The 17,355-nt window shown below is 64.6% G+C and carries 17 protein-coding genes and 1 tRNA gene; 14 read left to right on the top strand and 4 right to left on the bottom strand.

What is annotated here, in order from left to right; all coding sequences use genetic code 11:
• The first annotated feature begins 3 nt into the window (after positions 1–3).
• On the top strand, positions 4–582 hold the full coding sequence (locus GSQ76_RS01730) for a Maf family protein (protein WP_335904873.1): 579 nt from the start codon (positions 4–6) through the stop codon (positions 580–582).
• 20 nt (positions 583–602) lie between these two features.
• On the opposite strand, the gene GSQ76_RS01725 is transcribed toward GSQ76_RS01730, so the two are convergent.
• Positions 603–1,859 carry a D-amino acid dehydrogenase gene (locus tag GSQ76_RS01725; protein ID WP_158742190.1) on the bottom strand — a complete coding sequence of 419 codons (1,257 nt, stop codon included), beginning with the start codon at positions 1,857–1,859 and terminating at the stop codon, positions 603–605.
• A gap of 113 nt (positions 1,860–1,972) precedes the next feature.
• Between GSQ76_RS01725 and GSQ76_RS01720 the strand changes: the two genes are divergently transcribed.
• The 9 genes from GSQ76_RS01720 to GSQ76_RS01680 all read left to right on the top strand — a co-directional run bounded on the left by GSQ76_RS01720 (position 1,973) and on the right by GSQ76_RS01680 (position 8,617).
• Positions 1,973–2,683, top strand: a complete 711-nt coding sequence (locus GSQ76_RS01720) for a CoA transferase subunit A (RefSeq protein ID WP_158742189.1) — start codon at positions 1,973–1,975, stop codon at positions 2,681–2,683.
• A 12-nt stretch (positions 2,684–2,695) separates the two neighbouring features.
• A complete protein-coding gene (locus GSQ76_RS01715; protein WP_158742188.1) occupies positions 2,696–3,340 on the top strand; it encodes a CoA transferase subunit B in 645 nt (214 codons plus the stop codon).
• Positions 3,341–3,400: 60 nt separating this feature from the next.
• Positions 3,401–3,476, top strand: a tRNA-Ala gene (locus GSQ76_RS01710).
• Between the two features lie 116 nt (positions 3,477–3,592).
• Positions 3,593–4,666, top strand: coding sequence for an alpha/beta fold hydrolase (locus tag GSQ76_RS01705; RefSeq protein ID WP_158742187.1), 1,074 nt, complete (start codon positions 3,593–3,595; stop codon positions 4,664–4,666).
• Positions 4,667–4,672: 6 nt separating this feature from the next.
• Positions 4,673–5,368, top strand: coding sequence for an SOS response-associated peptidase (locus GSQ76_RS01700; RefSeq protein WP_158742186.1), 696 nt, complete (start codon positions 4,673–4,675; stop codon positions 5,366–5,368).
• Positions 5,369–5,495: 127 nt separating this feature from the next.
• Positions 5,496–5,669, top strand: a complete 174-nt coding sequence (locus tag GSQ76_RS01695; RefSeq protein WP_158742185.1) for a hypothetical protein — start codon at positions 5,496–5,498, stop codon at positions 5,667–5,669.
• Between the two features lie 287 nt (positions 5,670–5,956).
• Positions 5,957–6,430, top strand: a complete 474-nt coding sequence (locus GSQ76_RS01690) for a TadE/TadG family type IV pilus assembly protein (RefSeq protein ID WP_335904874.1) — start codon at positions 5,957–5,959, stop codon at positions 6,428–6,430.
• Complete coding sequence (locus GSQ76_RS01685) at positions 6,417–7,040, top strand: TadE/TadG family type IV pilus assembly protein (RefSeq protein WP_158742183.1); 624 nt, start codon at positions 6,417–6,419, stop codon at positions 7,038–7,040. Before GSQ76_RS01690 ends, GSQ76_RS01685 begins: the two co-directional genes overlap by 14 nt.
• Positions 7,040–8,617: a TadE/TadG family type IV pilus assembly protein gene (locus GSQ76_RS01680; RefSeq protein WP_158742182.1), complete on the top strand. Its 1,578-nt coding sequence runs from the start codon at positions 7,040–7,042 to the stop codon at positions 8,615–8,617. Before GSQ76_RS01685 ends, GSQ76_RS01680 begins: the two co-directional genes overlap by 1 nt.
• 13 nt (positions 8,618–8,630) lie before the next feature.
• On the opposite strand, the gene GSQ76_RS01675 is transcribed toward GSQ76_RS01680, so the two are convergent.
• From GSQ76_RS01675 to GSQ76_RS01665, 3 genes are all read right to left on the bottom strand, one after another.
• Positions 8,631–8,981, bottom strand: coding sequence for a hypothetical protein (locus tag GSQ76_RS01675; RefSeq protein WP_158742181.1), 351 nt, complete (start codon positions 8,979–8,981; stop codon positions 8,631–8,633).
• Positions 8,982–9,048: 67 nt separating this feature from the next.
• Positions 9,049–10,941 carry a potassium transporter Kup gene (locus tag GSQ76_RS01670; protein WP_158742180.1) on the bottom strand — a complete coding sequence of 631 codons (1,893 nt, stop codon included), beginning with the start codon at positions 10,939–10,941 and terminating at the stop codon, positions 9,049–9,051.
• Between the two features lie 136 nt (positions 10,942–11,077).
• Positions 11,078–11,770, bottom strand: coding sequence for a YggS family pyridoxal phosphate-dependent enzyme (locus GSQ76_RS01665; protein WP_158742179.1), 693 nt, complete (start codon positions 11,768–11,770; stop codon positions 11,078–11,080).
• Between the two features lie 295 nt (positions 11,771–12,065).
• Here GSQ76_RS01665 and GSQ76_RS01660 point away from each other — a divergent pair, with 295 nt between their 5' ends.
• The 4 genes from GSQ76_RS01660 (at position 12,066) to lptE (ending at position 17,354) form a co-directional block, all read left to right on the top strand.
• Positions 12,066–13,493, top strand: a complete 1,428-nt coding sequence (locus GSQ76_RS01660) for a porin (RefSeq protein WP_158742178.1) — start codon at positions 12,066–12,068, stop codon at positions 13,491–13,493.
• 235 nt (positions 13,494–13,728) lie between these two features.
• Positions 13,729–14,175 carry a DUF3576 domain-containing protein gene (locus tag GSQ76_RS01655; RefSeq protein ID WP_408836153.1) on the top strand — a complete coding sequence of 149 codons (447 nt, stop codon included), beginning with the start codon at positions 13,729–13,731 and terminating at the stop codon, positions 14,173–14,175.
• A 36-nt stretch (positions 14,176–14,211) separates the two neighbouring features.
• Positions 14,212–16,821, top strand: a complete 2,610-nt coding sequence (leuS, locus tag GSQ76_RS01650) for a leucine--tRNA ligase (RefSeq protein ID WP_158742176.1) — start codon at positions 14,212–14,214, stop codon at positions 16,819–16,821.
• Entirely contained in the window at positions 16,818–17,354 is a 537-nt protein-coding gene (gene lptE / locus GSQ76_RS01645) for an LPS assembly lipoprotein LptE (RefSeq protein WP_158742175.1), read from the top strand. Before leuS ends, lptE begins: the two co-directional genes overlap by 4 nt.
• Position 17,355 lies beyond the last annotated feature (1 nt).

Below are 17,355 nucleotides of genomic sequence, written 5' to 3'. Positions count from 1 at the left end.
GTGGTGCTAGCCAGTGGTTCCGTCACGCGCCGGGTCTTGATGGAAGCCGCCGGACTGAGCTTCACGGTCAAGCCGGTCGCAGTGGACGAGGCGGCGATCAAGGAAGCGATGGCGGCCGATGGCGCCGACGCCACGGAAACCGCGCTGACCCTGGCGGACGCCAAGGCGATGCGGGTGCGCGATCCGGATGTGTTGGTGATCGGGTGCGACCAGTTGCTGGTGTGCGACGGCGCCTGGTTCGACAAACCACCGGACCGTGCCGCTGCCCGGGCGCAACTGGTGCAATTACGTGGCCGGCCGCACGAACTCGTCACGGCCGTGACATGTTGGCGTGGTGGCCGTTCGGTTTGGCATCACGTAGCCCGGCCAGTGCTGGCGATGCGGGCGTTTTCGGACACCTTCCTCGACACCTATATGGAGGCCGAGGGCGAGGCCATCCTGTCTAGCGTCGGCAGCTACCGGATGGAGGGGCTGGGCATGCAGCTCTTCGACCGTGTCGAAGGCGAACACGCTGCCATCTTGGGGTTGCCGATGCTGCCGTTGCTCGGGTTTCTGCGGCAGCATGGCATCATTCCAAGCTAGGCGGCGTAGCGGCTGATCCGCTAGGCGGCGTAGCGGCTGATCGCTAGGTCGTCGAACTGGATATCCGGTTGCTTGCCCGAGATCAGATCCGCCAATACCCGGGCCGAGCCGCAGGACATCGTCCATCCCAGCGTGCCATGACCGGTGTTCAGCCAAAGATTGTCGATCTTGGTGCGGCCGATGATCGGCGTTCCGTCCGGCGTCATCGGGCGCAATCCGGTCCAGAAGCTGGCCTTCTTCACGTCGCCGCCCTCGGGGAACAGATTGCTGACGGAATAGGCGAGCGTTTCCCGCCGCGGCTCCGACAGCACGGCGCTGAACCCGGCGAGTTCTGCCGTGCCACCAACCCGAATGCGGTCGCCCAGCCGGGTGATCGCCACCTTATAGGTCTCGTCCATGACGGTGGAGACGGGGGCGCCAGCCTCGGACTCGATCGGGATGGTGATGGAATAGCCCTTCACCGGGTAGACCGGGATGTCGATCCCCAACGGGCCGAGCAGTTTGCGGGAGTAGCTGCCCAGCGCCACGACCAACTGGTCCACCGGATAGGTCACGCCGCCGGCGACGACGGCGGTGGCGCGGCCGCCAGCTTGGTCGATCCGCTCGATCTCCGTGCCATACTGGAACACCACGCCCTTTTCCGCGGCCAGAGCGGCGAGGCGTTGGGTGAATTGATGCGCGTCGCCGGTTTCGTCGCCGGGCAATTGCAGGCCGCCGAGGAAGGTGCCCTTCGCGTGGGCCAAGGCGGGTTCGGCCGCGACGCAGCCGGCATGATCCAGCACGTTGTAGGGCACGCCGCCCTCGTCCAGCACGGCGGTGTCTTCCGCCACGTGATCCAGCTGCTTCTGTGTGCGGAACAGTTGCAGCGTGCCGCGCTGGCGGTCGTCGTAGCGGATGGCGGTGTCGACCCGCAGCGCCAGTAGGCAGTCACGCGAATATTCCGCCAGCCGCACCATGCGTCCCTTGTTCACGTGGTAGGCGGCCTCGGTGCAATTGCGCAGCATCAGGGCCATCCAGCGCCACATGAACGGCTCCAGCAACGGGCGGATGACCAGGGGTCGATGCGTCATCATCATCCACTTGATTGCCTTCAACGGCACACCCGGCCCGGCCCAGGGTGCCGAATAGCCCGGCGACACCTGCCCGGCATTGGCGAAGCTGGTCTCCAGCCCGGCGCCCGGCTGGCGATCGAGCACCGTCACCTCATGCCCTGCTTCACGCAGGTAATAAGCCGTCGTGGTCCCGACCACGCCGGCGCCGAGCACGAGGATCTTCATGGGCAATTCCTTGTCGAAAACAGGGTCGAACCATACGCCATACGAATACCATGCCAGATTGCTCTCCCGCCCCGGCAATGGCAGCGTGACGGTAACGGGAAGGAACTGGGCCAATGGCTGTAAACAAGACGTTCGAGACGGCAAAGGATGCGCTGGCCGGCGTGCTTCACGATGGCATGACCATCATGTCCGGCGGGTTCGGCCTCTGCGGCATTCCGTCCATCCTGATCGAGGCCGTGCGCGAATCCGGCGTGAAGGACCTGACCGTCATCTCCAACAATGCCGGTGTGGACGACGCCGGGCTGGGACTGCTGCTGGTGACACGGCAGATCCGTAAGATGATCAGCTCCTACGTTGGGGAGAACGCGACCTTCGCCCGGCAATACCTGGCTGGCGAGTTGGAGATCGAGTTCAACCCACAGGGCACCCTGGCCGAGCGGATCCGGGCCGGCGGCGCCGGTATCCCTGCCTTCTATACTGCCACCGGCGCCGGCACCGACATTGCCAAGGGCAAGGATGTCCGTCGCTTCAACGACCGCGACTATATCATGGAGACGGGATTGGTGGCCGACCTGGCCCTGGTGCATGCCTGGAAGGCCGATCCGGAGGGAAACCTCGTCTACCGAATGACCGCTCGCAACTTCAACCCGATCATGGCCACCGCGGCCAAGCTGACGATCGCGCAGGTGGAGGAAATGGTGGGGCCCGGCGCGCTGGATCCCGACCACATCATCACGCCCGGCATTTTCGTGCAGCGCATGATCGCGGTGCCCGGTGTCGAAAAACGTATCGAGCAGCGCACCACACGCAAGCGTGCGGCCTGAGGGAGAACGATCATGGCATGGACCCGCGACCAAATGGCCGCCCGCGCCGCCCGCGAATTGCAGGACGGCTTCTACGTCAATCTCGGCATCGGCATCCCCACGCTGGTGGCCAACCACATCCCGGACGGCGTCTCCATCCAGCTCCAGAGCGAGAACGGGATGCTGGGCATGGGCGCCTTCCCGTTCGAGGGGGAGGAGGATGCCGACCTGATCAACGCCGGCAAGCAAACGGTGACCAAGCTGCCGACGACGTCATTCTTCGACAGCGCCCAATCGTTCGCCATGGTGCGCGGCGGCCACATCGCGCTGTCGATTCTGGGCGCGCTGCAGGTGGCGGAGAATGGCGACCTGGCGAACTGGATGATCCCCGGCAAGATGGTGAAGGGCATGGGCGGCGCCATGGACCTGGTGGCTGGCGTGCGTCGGGTCGTGGTGCTGATGGAGCATGCGGCCAAGGACGGCTCGCCCAAGATCCTAAAGCAATGCAGCCTGCCGCTGACGGGCGCCGGCGTGGTCAATTTGATCGTGTCCGACCTGGCCGTGTTCGACGTCGGCCGCCCCGGTTTGACCCTGGTGGACAAGGCGCCAGACGTCAGCCTCGACGAAATCCGGGCCAAGACGGAGGCGACGTTCGCGATCCACCCCGATTTTGCATAGCCAGGTGGGTTGATGTCCGTGCGAGGGAGCGCTAAGAGGCCGCTCCCGCTTCGCGGGTGTGGGGCCATAGCTCAGTTGGTAGAGCGCCTGAATGGCATTCAGGAGGTCAGCGGTTCGACCCCGCTTGGCTCCACCATTGATTTCCGGCGGTTTTGCAGTGGTCGGCCTGTGGCGATCCGCCACGGTCGACCTGCGTCGATCCGCACCGGACGTCTGTTGCGCGGTTGCTGGCAGAGCCGGCATGATGGGCGCATGAGCCGGATCCTTGCCATCGTCGTTGCCCTGACCCTGAGCGGTCCCACTGCGTTCGCGCAGACGAAATGGCCAGGGCAGGCCGAAACCGACACGGTGCTGCACGATTTCGCCTTTGCCAGTGGGGAACATCTGGCGGCGATGACGTTGCACGCCACGACGATCGGCATGCCGCAGCGCGATGCAGCGGGAGAGATCACCAACGCCATCCTGCTGCTGCATGGTACCTCCGGCACCGGCAAGAACTGGCTGACCCCATCATTCGCCGACGAGATGTTCGCGCCGGGCAAGCCGATGGATGCGGCGAAATTCTACGTCATTCTGCCGGACGGGATCGGGCGCGGCGGATCGGCTAAGCCGTCGGATGGGCTGAAGATGGCGTTTCCGCATTACCGCTACGGCGACATGGTGCGGGCAACCTATCAGCAGGTGACGCAGGGACTTGGCGTGCATCATCTGCGCCTGGTGCTCGGCGCCTCGATGGGTGGCATGCAGACGTGGATGTTCGCCGGCATGTATCCGGATTTCATGGACGCAGCAGTGCCGATGGCCAGCCAGCCGGTGCGTATTTCGGGCCGCAACTGGATCTCCCGCCGCGTAGCGATCGAGGCGATCCGCAACGATCCGGGCTGGCAGGATGGCAACTACACGACGCCGCCCATGCAATGGACCTTCACCGCCCCGGCCGGCCGGTTGCTGACGGATAATGTGCAGGCGCTGGCGCAGGTGGCGCCGAGTGTGGATGCAGGCGACGCACTGTATCGCCGCATGGTGGACAACGCCCGGCACGCCGATGCGCGCGACAGCGTGTATGCGACGGAGGCGGTGATGGACTACGCGCCGGAAGACCTGCTGCCCAGGATCACCACGCATCTGCTGGCGATCAACTCAGCCGATGATGACGTGAACCCGGCGGTGCTGAACACGGTGGGCCCGGCGGTGGCGAAGATCCCGGGGGCCCATTACGTGCTGCTGCCCGCAGATCTGACCACGCGTGGCCATTACACCTATGAACAGGCAGCGAAATGGTCGCGCTACTTGGTTGAATTGATGGCAGGACAAACCCCAGGCTAGCATGCGATGTGCGGCCGCTATGCATCCCAGCTTCCGGCGGACACGATCCGGGCGTTGTTCGCAACCACCGGGCCAGTTCCGAACGTGGCGCCGTCGTGGAACGTCGCACCGACTCAGCCCGCGATGGTGGTGCGTCGCCACCCCGACACTGGTGAGCGGCGGCTGGATCTGCTGCAATGGGGGTTGGTGCCGTCCTGGACCAAGGATCCGAGGGCCGCGCGTAGGCCGATTAATGCTCGGGCGGAGACGGCCGCCGGGTCGGGCATGTTCAAATCCGCCTTGGCGACCCGGCGCTGCTTGATTCCGGCCGATGCCTTCTACGAGTGGCAGGCCCGTGCCGATGGCAAGCAGCCGTTCGCGATTGCCCGCGCCGACGGGGCGCCGCTGGCCTTTGCCGGGTTGTGGGAAGGCTGGCGAGGGGCAGATGGCGAGATCCTGCGCAGCTTCACGATCCTGACGATCGGTGCCAACGCAGCCATGCGTGTGTTGCATGAGCGGATGCCGGTCATCTTGGAGCATGGCGATTGGGCGGTCTGGCTGGATCCGGCCAGCGCTCACGCGACCACCCTCATGCAGGCCGCCGCAAACGATATGCTGCGGTTTTGGCCGGTGTCGCGGGCCGTCAACGCCGTGCGCAATAATGGGCCGCAACTGCTCGACCCCGTCGACGACCAGGCAATGCCTGGCAGTGCCATACGTTAGGTGCATAACACATAGGGCACCAACGGCATTTTTGCTGCACCGCGAAAGGCGTAAAGAGCCGTCGCCGAACTGTCACATTTGCTGTCAGTGCGAGCTAATGAATTGAAACGATTGGCGTAGCCGTATTATGAAGCTTCAACCTACACGGGGTGCTCTTCCCACCGAGAGCATCCTCCTGAGCCTGGAGGAGTACACAGCCTCCGATGACTCCAAACTCTGTCTTGGGGATTGCGTGACGATCCTGATGCAACTGACCCTGTCGCTGGGCGCCTGCGGGCTGCTGCACTGGGCCTTCGCCTAACCTGAACCCGGGCATCTTCCGTTCGAGCGTCTGCGTTTGAACTGATGATGCGCCCGACCCCGTAACAGCCGCCCACCCCATTGGGGTGTGGCGGCTGTTTGCGTTTGGGCGCCGGCTATGCGCCGGGCCACCACCCTGGACGGGCGCAACGAAATCTTAGGGCTTATACGGCATAGGCTGGCGCGTCGGGCTGCTCTCGCACGGTCGAAGAGGGGCTTCGGCGAAGTCGTCACCATGGTGGGTGCGCGGCTGAGCAAAGGCCACTTCAACCTAGGACATCCGGGACCATTCGCTACCTGCCATCCATTCCGAAGCTTGGCCGCCGCGGGACAACCACGGTCGAAATGGCGATTATTGGCCCGGCTTTCATGCTGATGCTGATGCTGACTCTCGAGCTTGGATATCAGCTGACCATCGATATGGCGCTGAATATCGGCGTCGGCGCCGGTAGCCGCTACGGGATCACTGGCCAGGGTAGTGCGGATGGCTCGCGGGACAGCACCATCCTCAGCACCGCCACCTCGATCACCAGCGGACTCATCGATCCAACGCAGCTAACCGTGACGATGGCCAGCTACCTGACGCCAGCGGCCTTTGCATCCAGCGGAACCAAGGCCACGACGACGGGAGCGTCTTCGAACTTCGTCGTCTACACCTATTCGTATAAGGCCTATTTCATCACCGGCTTCCCGGCCGCGATTCTGGGCACGACCTACCTCACCCATACGGCAACCGTGGTGGTGCAGAATGAGCCGTTCTAGCGGACGCCCCCTGCTGGGCGGCCGCTGGTTCGGCCGGGGCTGGGTGAGGCGGCCCTGGCTGGGCCGGCGGGGGGTCGCCGCGCTGGAATTCGCGATGGTTGCGCCGCTGATGCTGACGCTGATGCTGGCTGGGACGGATGTGGTCCTATGGATGCGGACCTGGATGCAGATGCAGCGCAGCGTCGCCGGCGTCAGCCAGGTCATCACCCAATACAAGAATTTCTACACCAGCGATTTCACCAGCGTCTTCCTACCCATTGCCCAGGCTACGCTCAGCAGCGGCGCGCTGACCTGTAACACCGGCAGCATGGCCGTCACCGGCATCGACAATTCCACTGGCACGCCGAAGGTGAGCTGGCAGTGGAAAAGCGGCAGTTGCGCCGCGAGCGCCTACACCACGACCGCCGCCCCGGTGATGCCTGGCGGCTACGTCCCGCCGAGCGGCCTGTCGGTCATCGTGACGGAGATGACGACAACCCAGGCGGCGTATGTGTTCAGCGCCTCGATCATGGGCGGAGCCGGGTCATCTACCGTTGCCGTCTACACCGTCGCCATGCCGCGAACCGGCGGGCTACCGACCCTGACATCCGGAACGAGGCCGTCCAGCTGATGCGCAAGCTTGTTATAGATCGCCGCGGCAGCGTGGCCATGTTGGTCGGGCTGTCCTTGGTCCCGATGATGCTGGTCGTGGGGCTCGGGCTCGATGCCACAAGGCTATGGCTGTTGCAGACCCGGTTGCAGGAGGCCGTGGACGCGGCAGCTCTGGTGGGCGCCTACGAAATCGGCGCGACCAACCAGCTCGCCGACACCAAGGCGATGTTCTGGGTCAATTTCAGCAGCGGCACCGCGGCCTCGGGCACCGGCTACATGGGGTCGACCAGTGCTGGCGCGGTGGTCAAGCAGGTGGACAGCGCGCATGTGCAGGTGACCGCCCAGGCAACCCTGGCCATGTCGTTGATGACGCTGGCCGGGTTCACCAGCTTCGCGCCGACTGCGACGTCCATCGCGGCGAAGGGCACAGGCTACGAGATTGCGCTGGCGCTGGACATCACCGGGTCGATGCTGAGCGCCTCCGGCAGCGGAACCACGAAAGAGGCCGCGCTGCAGACCGCTGCCAGCGACATGCTGGACGTCGTGTATGGCAGCGCCGACACGGCGCCCAATCTGTCCGTTGCGGTGGTGCCGTTCCGCGGCTCGGTCAATATGGGCACGACCCATGCTGCCTGGGCCAACACCAATGGGAGCTGGACCGCCCAGGCCTGGCGCGGCTGCGTGGAGGCCCGGACCGGGAATTACGACATCACCGAAGACAACCCCGGCACCGCCAAGTTCAACCAGCTATATTGGGCGTCCACCTACAACACTGTCTTGAACACGGACACCACCAGCAAGACCGACTATTATCACGGCGACAATGACTGGTACGTCGGCGCTGCCACGGATACCGGCAATGGCGTCAGCACGACCAGCGCATGGAGCGGCCTTCCCATAGGGCCGAACCTTGGTTGTTCGACCAACGCCGTCCTACCTTTGACCGCCAGCAAGGCGACGGTGAAGAACTCGATCAACGCGTTGATCGCCGCCAGCGGCGGCAGCACCGTCGTGTCGCAGGGGCTGCAATGGGCCTGGTTCACACTGAGCCCAATTTGGCAGAGCTATTGGGGGTTGGGGAACAACTCCACCGGGCTACCCCGGCCGCTTGCCTACAACACGATCGCCAACCAGAAGATCGTCATCCTGATGACGGACGGCAATAATGAGTGGGACGGTAACGAGCAGACGAGCCAGAACCTGAACTGCCGATCCTACACGGTGGTGCCGGAGTGCAAGCAGACGGACGGTTACTACAATTCCTATGGCCGGCTCTCGGCCAACCGGTTGGGCATCGCTATGCCAGCCTCCTCATCCACCCCCACCGGAAACTCCGCCGCGAGCAACAGTGCCAGCTCGCTCGTTGCCGATGCGATGGACACCCGGACGCTCAAGATATGTTCGGCGATGAAGACTGCCGGGGTGATTATCTTCACTATCGCGTTCCAGGCCGCGTCCGGCTCGGACGCGGAGACGCTGCTGAAGAGCTGCGCCAGCGATACGTCGCACTATTACAATACCACCACAGGCAGCGACATCGATGCGGCGTTCACCAGCATCGGGCAGCAAATCATCGCCCTGAAGATTACGCAGTAGGTCTCGGCAGCCGTCACGCCGGTTCGACGGCCACGATGCGATACAGCATCTCGTCGCCATCGAGCCGTCGGATCTGCACGATCTCCCCCGGTCGCACGATTTGGGCGGAGAAGCTGTAGAGCGGGTCGTCTTCGCTGCCCAAATGGCGCAGGGCCCAACCTTCCTCGATCTTCACCAGTTCACCGGTGCGGGTCGGGTGGTCCGGCCGTTCCCGCGACGTCATCCAGGGCGTGGTGCCGGCTTCCCAGGCTGCCGAGTCCAGGTGGCCCTGTGCGGTGAGCCGGACGTGCAGATGCATGCGGTCTTCAAGGTTGCCCTCCGGAAAGCCCGGGCCCTGGGCCAGCACCATCGTCACGTTCACCATCGGTATCCCCCGCCGCCATCGCGCTGCGTCAACGCCCGAACTATTCCGGCGTTGCCGTCGCGCGCGGTCAGATGGCCACCCGCACGCCAAGCTCCACGACCCGGTCGCTCGGGATGCGGAAGAACACCGTGGCGGGGACGGCGTTGCGCACCATCACCAGGAACAGCCAGAGCCGCCACATCGGCAGCTTCGGCACCAAGGCACGTACCAGCACCTCGCGCCCCAGGAAGTAGCTGACCTGCATTGGGTCGTAATCCACGCCGAGGTGCCGCAGATCCTCCAGCGCCCGCGGGATATTTGGGCTTTCCATAAAGCCGTACCGCAAGATGACGCGGTGGATGCCCGACGCCAGCTCCGTCACCTCGGTCCGGCGTTCCGCCGGCACTTCCGGCTCGTCCAGGTTGGTGACGGTGACGAACAGCACCTTCTCATGCAGCACCTTGTTGTGCTTCAGGTTGTGCAACAGGGCGGCGGGGACGTAGTCGGGCGTCCCTGTCAGGAACACCGCCATGCCCGGCACGCGCAGGGTGCGCGATTGCGGCAGGCGCTTCAGGAACGAGGCGAGCGGCAGGCTGTCCTGCTTCCACCGGGCCAGCATCAGGTCGCGGCCGCGCTTCCACGACGTCATGAGCGCCATCAGGAACAGGCCGATCACCAGTGGGACCCAGCCGCCCTCCGGCACTTTCAGCAAGTTGGCGGCGAAGAACACCGCGTCGACCAGGAAGAAGCCACCGAACACTGCAACGGCCGCCGGGCGCGACCAGCCGAAGCGGCGGCGGAAGGCGAAGGCGGCCAAGATACAGGTGCATATAAAGGTGCCGGTGACGGCGATGCCGTAGGCGGCGGTAAGCGCGTCGCTGCTGCGGAAGGCCAGCACCAGCAGGATGACGCCCAGGAACAGCGCGGTATTGACCTGGGGCACGTAGATCTGCCCCTCCTCGGTGATGCTGGTGTGGGTCACCGTCATGCGCGGCAGGAAATTCATCTGCATGCATTGCCGGGCAATGGAATAGGCGCCCGAGATCAAGGCCTGGCTGGCGATGACGGTCGCCGCCGTGGCCAGCACCACCAGCGGCAGGCGCATGTTGGGCGTCGCCATCAGGAAGAACGGGTTGGCGATGGCGCTGGGGTGTTCGAGAATGAGCGCGCCCTGGCCGAAATAGTTCAACACCAGACAGGGCAGTACGAACCACATCCAGGCCCGGCGGATCGGCGCGGCGCCGAAATGCCCCATATCGGCGTACAGCGCCTCCGCCCCGGTGACGGCCAGCACGACCGAACCCAGCGCCACGAAGGCGAGCCAGCCATGGCGAATGCAGAACAGCACCAGGTGGTGCGGCGACAAGGCGGCCAGCACATGCGGCTGCTGCACGATCTGATACAGGCCCATCAGGCCGAGCACGGCGAACCACACCGCCATGACCGGGCCGAAGATGCGGCCAACCTTGCCAGTGCCGCGATATTGGACGGCGAACAGCCCCATGATCACCGCGCAGGCGATGGGTACTACATAGGGTTGTAAATTGGGGGCCGAGACCTCCAGCCCCTCGACCGCGGACAGCACGGAGACAGCGGGCGTGATGATGCCGTCACCGAAGAACAGGCACGCGCCGATGATGCCGATGATGGTCAACACCGCCCGGCCCCGCCCATCGGAGGTCGCGCGCTGCGCCAGCGCCATCAGCGCCAGGATCCCGCCCTCGCCGCGGTTGTCCGCCCGCATCACCAGCACGACGTATTTCAGCGTCACGACGATGATCAGCGCCCAGAAGATCAGGGACAGGATGCCCAGGATCTCGAATTCCGCCACACCTTCGGAGGTGAAATGGTCCAGGCTCGCCTTGAACGCGTAGAGCGGACTGGTCCCGATGTCGCCGTAGACAATTCCGAGGACGGCCAATAACGCACTGGCTCGGACGGGGGCACGGACACCCCCGTGGGCACTGGCAACCACACTCATTCATCGACTCCGTTCGGGCCGAAACTTGGCGCGACCCGGCACGGATGTGCCGCTGCCCGTGCCCTGCGTCAGTGCTCTGCACCCATACTATGCCGAGATAAGCCTGACGTTTCACGATGTTTCAAGTTGGGACCCGTCAGGTTGCGGCGGCAAGCGCCGGGCGGCTGCCGAAGATGGCAGTACCGACACGTACATGGGTGGCTCCGTGGCGGATGGCAGTGGCGTAATCGCCCGACATTCCCATCGAAACGACTGCTAAACCGTGCCGTGCGGCGCGATCGGCCAGCCAGGCGAAATGGCGTGCCGGGTCACCCTCGGCCGGGGGGATGCACATCAAACCGGTCAGCCGGTCGCCGAAGCGGGCCTGGCAGTCTTGGATGAAGCCGTCGGCATCGGCTGGGGCGATACCGGCCTTCTGCGGCTCCTCCCCCACATTCACCTGGACCAGCAATTGCGGCAGCGTGTCGCCCCGGCCCAAGGCAGCGGCGAGTGCGTCGGCCAGCCGGGGCCGGTCAAGCGTTTCGATGACGTCGGCGACTGCCAGCGCCTCACGCACCTTATTGGTCTGCAGTGGGCCGATCAGGTGCAGCGACAGATCTGGGTGTTTCGGCCGCAACCCCGGAAACTTCCCTGCGGCCTCCTGCACCCGGTTTTCGCCGAAGACGAGCTGCCCGGCGCCCAATACTGTCAGCACGGCCTCCGCCCCATGCGTTTTGGACACTGCGACCAGCGTGACGTCTTCGGGGCGCCGGCCGGCCGCTAAGGCGGCGGATGCGACGGTCTCGCGAACGTGTTCCAGGCGGTCACGCAGCGCAGCGGATTCACTCATCGCAAGAAAACTCCAGGTTTGTCGCATGGGGCGAGCGTAAATCTTCAATACCAGAGTCCAGGACAGCGCGCCCGGCGCCTGCTGTGTCGTTGTGGGCACAGTGTTTCGCAAATGCCATGGCGTACTCGTGGTAGCGATTGCGAGAAAGTGAACACCGCCGCAATACTCTGGACAGGTCTGGCTGCCCCCGCCCTTCCAAGTGGCTCCGCTTTCCCTGCTGGAACGGAGTGTGTGCGGAAACGGGGCGGGGCCTGCAACTGATGCCGGAACTGTCCGGCGATATGAGGAGGTTTTAATGCGCAAGCTCCTGCTGGCCACTGTGGCCGCACTGGGCGCCTCGATGGCGGTGGCATCGTATGCCAGCGCTCAAGTCGTGGATGACTCCGACGGCCAGGGCTTTCCCACGCCCGGCACCGTCACCGTTCGCCTGAACGGCCGTTTCCGCTTCTATGCCGGCATCACCAGCGAAGGTGCGTCTCGTGCGGTGACGAACAACACGGCGACGGCTCTTACCAGCGGCGGGACCGCGAACCAGGGCAGCAACAAGATCTCGAACTACGGGTTCGTGGACTATGCTCGTCTGTATCCTGGCTTTGACGGCGTTGCCGCCAACGGCTTGAAGTATGGCGCGTCCATCGAAATCCGGACCGAGAATGCGGCCCTTTCCGGTGGTGGCGTTGCAGGCTCGATCAACTCGGCCGACCGCGAACGCAACGACCTGTATATCCGTCGCCAGTGGGGCTACATCGGCACCGACAAGTTTGGCACCCTGCGCCTCGGTTCGGCTGACGGCCCGACCTCGCTGATGCTGACCGGCACGTCCGAAAACTTCAACGACGGTAACTGGAACGGCGACGCTCCGGACTTCCTGCCGGGCGCCAACGTGATCACCTGGCCGTGGGCTGACACCAGCGGCGAATACACCACCACCAAGGCCGTCTACCTGTCGCCGCAGTTCTACGGCGTCGATATCGGCTTGTCGTATGAGCCGAGCACCTCGAACGGCAACTACACGAACGCCGACTGCGGTGGTTTCGCCAACAACGGCGGCACCACGATCGTCACCGGGACCGGCGTTGCATCCGCTGGCTGCGATACGCTGAGCTCCACCAGCATCATCGGTGAGACCGCACGTCGCCGGAACACCTACGAAGCGGAAGCCCGCTATCGTGGCACGTTCGGCCCGATCGGCGTTGCAGCCACGGGGTCTTGGGTTGGCTCGGGTCGTGTGCAGTATGCCGGCGTTTCCGCGCCGTCCATCCGCTACGACGACCTCGGCATCATGGACTTCGGCTTGGCTTTGACCTACGGCGGCTTCGGCCTCCAGGGTAACTACCAGCGCGGTCACTACACCGGCGCCGGTTACGGCCTGGCTCCCGAGGGTGCGAAGCAGTCTGACGCGTTCATCGTCGGCGCCACCTACACGATCGGGCCGGTCATCGTTGGTGCGTCTTACATGGACGAGAACAACGTCAGCCAGAACGCCTCCGCGGTGCTTCAGGGTCGTCAGCTTCGTGAACACGGTGTGTCCGCAGGCGGCACCTACACGCTGGCTCCCGGCGTGTCGCTGTTCCTGTCCTACCTGTGGGATGAGCGTCGTCAGAACGGCGTCAACCTGGTCGGTAACGCCAGCGCTGCCTCCGGCTTCACGACCATCAACAACAACGCCAACAACAAGCTGAGCGCTCAGGTGCTGTCGATCGGCACTTCGTTCGCCTGGTAAGTCTGGCCTACTAGTATCGAGAGGGGGCGGCAGAGCAATCTGCCGCCCCTTTTTCGTTTGGGCGGACGGATTGAAGTCCTTGGCGCTACGGGTAACTCCCTGTAGACAGGGTCGTCGCAGTTGCGCGGCATTTCCTTGCAGGCGGTCCATGTTTACTCGGCGTCATCTCCGGCTTCTTCCACTCCTGCTGCCCCTCGCTGCTGCTGCTTGCGGAAGCGGACCGGCTGCGCGGCCAGTGGCGGATAACGAGTATCAGGACTACCGCACCAAGGGCGATCGTGGAAAGATGGGCGGCGATCAGGGCCTGGTGTTCGGCATTGGCAAGGGCGCCGGTACGTCTGGCAGCCAGGACGGCGCCGCACTGGGCGTGAACGCGTATCTGTGGCGTGGGGCGTTGGACACGCTGGCCTTCATGCCGCTCGCGTCGGCCGACCCGTTCGGCGGAGTGATCATCACCGACTGGTATCAGCCCCCGACCGCGGGTGGCGAGCGTTTCAAGGCAACGGCCTATATTTTGGGCCGCCAATTGCGCGCCGATGGTATTCGGGTGTCGATTTTCCGCCAAGTGCAACAAAATGGCCAGTGGGTGGACGCATCGGTGAGCCAGACCACCACCGGCGAGATCGAGAACAAGGTGCTGGCGCGGGCGCGCGAGCTGAGGGCGCAGACCGCCAGCCAGTGAAGCCTGCCGCCATGCCCCCATGGGTGTGAGCCATACATGCAAGACCAGACACCATCGTCCACCGTAGATCGCACGGTGGCCTATGATTTTGCCGCCATCGAAGCCCGGTGGCAGCGCCTGTGGGATGACACCGGCGCGTTCCGGGTCGAAGACGTGCCGACGGATGGCAAGCCGAAATACTACGTGCTGGAGATGTTCCCCTATCCCAGCGGGAACATCCACATGGGGCACGTCCGCAACTACACACTGGGCGATGTGGTGGCGCGGTATAAGCGGGCGACCGGCTACAACGTGCTGCACCCGATGGGCTGGGACGCGTTCGGCCTGCCCGCGGAGAATGCGGCGCGCGAGCGCAAGGTGCATCCGGCCGAATGGACCTGGCGCAATATCGACGCCATGCGGGCCGAATTGCAGCGCATGGGGCTGTCGATCGACTGGACGCGCGAGTTCGCGACCTGCGACCCCTCCTATTACGGCCAGCAGCAGAAGCTGTTCCTGTCCTTCATGCGCATGGGTCTGGTCGACCGTCGGCTAAGCTGGGTCAACTGGGACCCGGTGGACGAGACCGTGCTGGCCAACGAGCAGGTGGTTGACGGCCGCGGCTGGCGGTCCGGCGCGCCGGTCGAGAAGCGTCAACTGGCGCAGTGGTTCTTCCGCATCACCAAATTCGCGCCCGAGTTGCTGGAGGCGCTGCCCGGGCTGGACCGTTGGCCGGACCGGGTCCGTGCCATGCAGTCCAAATGGATCGGTCGCAGCGAGGGTGCCCGGGTGCGTTTTGCCCTGGCGGATCCAGTGGGTGAAATCGGCAATGTAGAGGTCTACACGACCCGGCCAGACACGCTGTTCGGCATGTCGTTTCTGGCGGTTGCGCCCGAGCATCCGCTGGCCGCCGCCGCGACCGCCGCCGACCCGGCTGCCGCGGCGTTCGTCGCCGAGTGCCGCGCGTTGGGCACCAGCGAGGCAGCGATCGAAGGTGCGGAGAAGCGTGGTTACGACACCGGGTTCAAGGTGCGCCACCCGTTCGATGGCCGCGTCGTCCCGGTCTGGATCGCCAATTTCGTGCTGATGGAATACGGCACCGGCGCCATATTTGGCTGCCCGTGCGGCGATCAGCGCGACCTGGATTTTGCCCGGAAATACGGCCTGGACGTCGTGCCAGTGGTGCTGCCGCCAGGCGAGGACGCGGCGTCGTTCCAGATCGACACGAAGGCGTATGACGGGCCGGGGGAAATGATCAACTCCGGCTTCCTGGATGGCGTGTCCAGTTCGGATGCGGTGAAGACCGTCATCCAGCGCCTGACCGAGGGCGGCCAGGGCAATGGCGTGACCAACTGGCGCATGCGGGACTGGGGGGTGAGCCGGCAGCGTTACTGGGGTTGCCCGATCCCGGTGGTGCACTGCCCAAGCTGTGGCGTGGTGCCGGTGCCAGAGGCCGAACTGCCGGTGGTGCTGCCGGAGGATGTCGACTTCGATCTGCCCGGCAATCCGCTGGATCGCCACGACGCGTGGCGCGTGGTCGCCTGCCCGACCTGCGGCGGCCGGGCAGAGCGCGAAACCGACACGCTGGACACCTTCGTCGATAGCTCGTGGTATTTCGCGCGGTTCTGCAGCCCGAATGCGGTCGAGCCAGTGGCGAACGCCGCCGCGGCACATTGGATGCCGGTCGACCAGTATGTCGGCGGCATCGACCACGCCATCCTGCATCTGCTGTATGCTCGTTTCTTCACCCGGGCGATGCACGCCGCCGATATCGTGGACGTGGATGAGCCATTTGCCGGGTTGTTTACCCAGGGAATGGTGACGCACGAGAGCTACCGCGCACCCGATGGGCGCTGGCTATATCCGACCGAGATCGAGCGGCGGCCGGATGGCGTCGTAGTCGAGATCGCCACGGGCGGGCCAGTGAACGTGAGTGCCATCGACAAGATGTCGAAGTCCAAGCGCAACACGATCGACCCGCAGGAGATCATTGGTCGTTACGGTGCCGACACGGCGCGGTGGTTTGTATTGTCTGACAATCCGCCCGAACGGGACATGGAGTGGACCGAAACGGGCATCGCCGGCGCACACCGCTTTACCCAACGGCTGTATCGCCTGGCGCAGGCGATTGCCGAGCGGCCGGACCATGGAACATCAAAAACCGGCGTGCTGACCCGGGCCGTGCACCGGACGATCGCGAGTGTGACGATAGCGCTGGACCAGTTTGCGTTCAATGTCGCCGTGGCGCGGCTGCACGAACTGCTGAACGCAATTTCGGACGCCAATCGCGGGCTTGCCCTGGCAGATGATGCCGGCGCGGCGGAGGTTCGGCAGGCGTTCGACGTGTTTGCCCGACTGATGGCGCCGATGATGCCGCATCTGGCGGCGGAGATCCTGTCCCAATTGCACCTCACCCAGGGGAACGCACCTGACTTGACCTGGCCAGTGGCAGACCCGGCGTTGCTGGTGGAAACTACTGCAACGATTGCCGTGCAGGTCGGTGGCAAACTCCGCGGGACGATTGAGGTGGCAGTCGGCGCGTCCGAGGAGACGGTGCTTGCAGCGGCGGCAGCGGAGGAGAACGTGGCGCGACTGCTGGCAGGCAAGACGATCGTCAAGCAAATCTACGTGCCCGGACGCATCGTGAGCTTCGCGGTGAAGGCGTGACCACTTTCGCCCAGGCACGGCTGGCACGCCGCAGCTTGCTGCTCGCAGCTGGGCTGGCGCTGTCTGGCTGCGGTTTCCAGCCGGTCTACGCCGTTCGTGGCAAGAACAGCCCAGCGCGGCACGAAATGGGCAGGGTCGATATCGGTGTCATTCCTGAGCGATACGGCCAATTACTGCGTCAGGCGTTGCAGCAGCGGCTAAACGACCCAGGCGAGGCGTTGGCCAAGACCTACGAATTGTCTGTCAGTTTCAGCGTATCGACAGACATCGTGGGCATTCAGCAGGATGCCACGGCGACCCGGATTCGTGAGACCGGGTCGGCAACCTGGTCGCTGAAGCGGCTGGACCCGGGCAATACGTTGGTCACCAGCGGCACTGCCCGTGCGCTTGATGGCGTGAACATCATCGACCAGCAGTATTTCGAGGCCGATCTGGCACAGGAGACGGCACAGAAGCGTCTGGCCGAGTCGGTGGCGGACCAGATCACGCTGCAACTCGGCTCATATTTCAACCGGCACGCACCCGCGAGCTAGG

This window comes from Acidisphaera sp. L21, from assembly GCF_009765685.1.
Taxonomy (GTDB): domain Bacteria; phylum Pseudomonadota; class Alphaproteobacteria; order Acetobacterales; family Acetobacteraceae; genus LMUY01.
The sequence above is the reverse complement of the archived record's forward strand: the minus strand, read 5'-3'. Positions and strand labels throughout refer to the sequence as shown.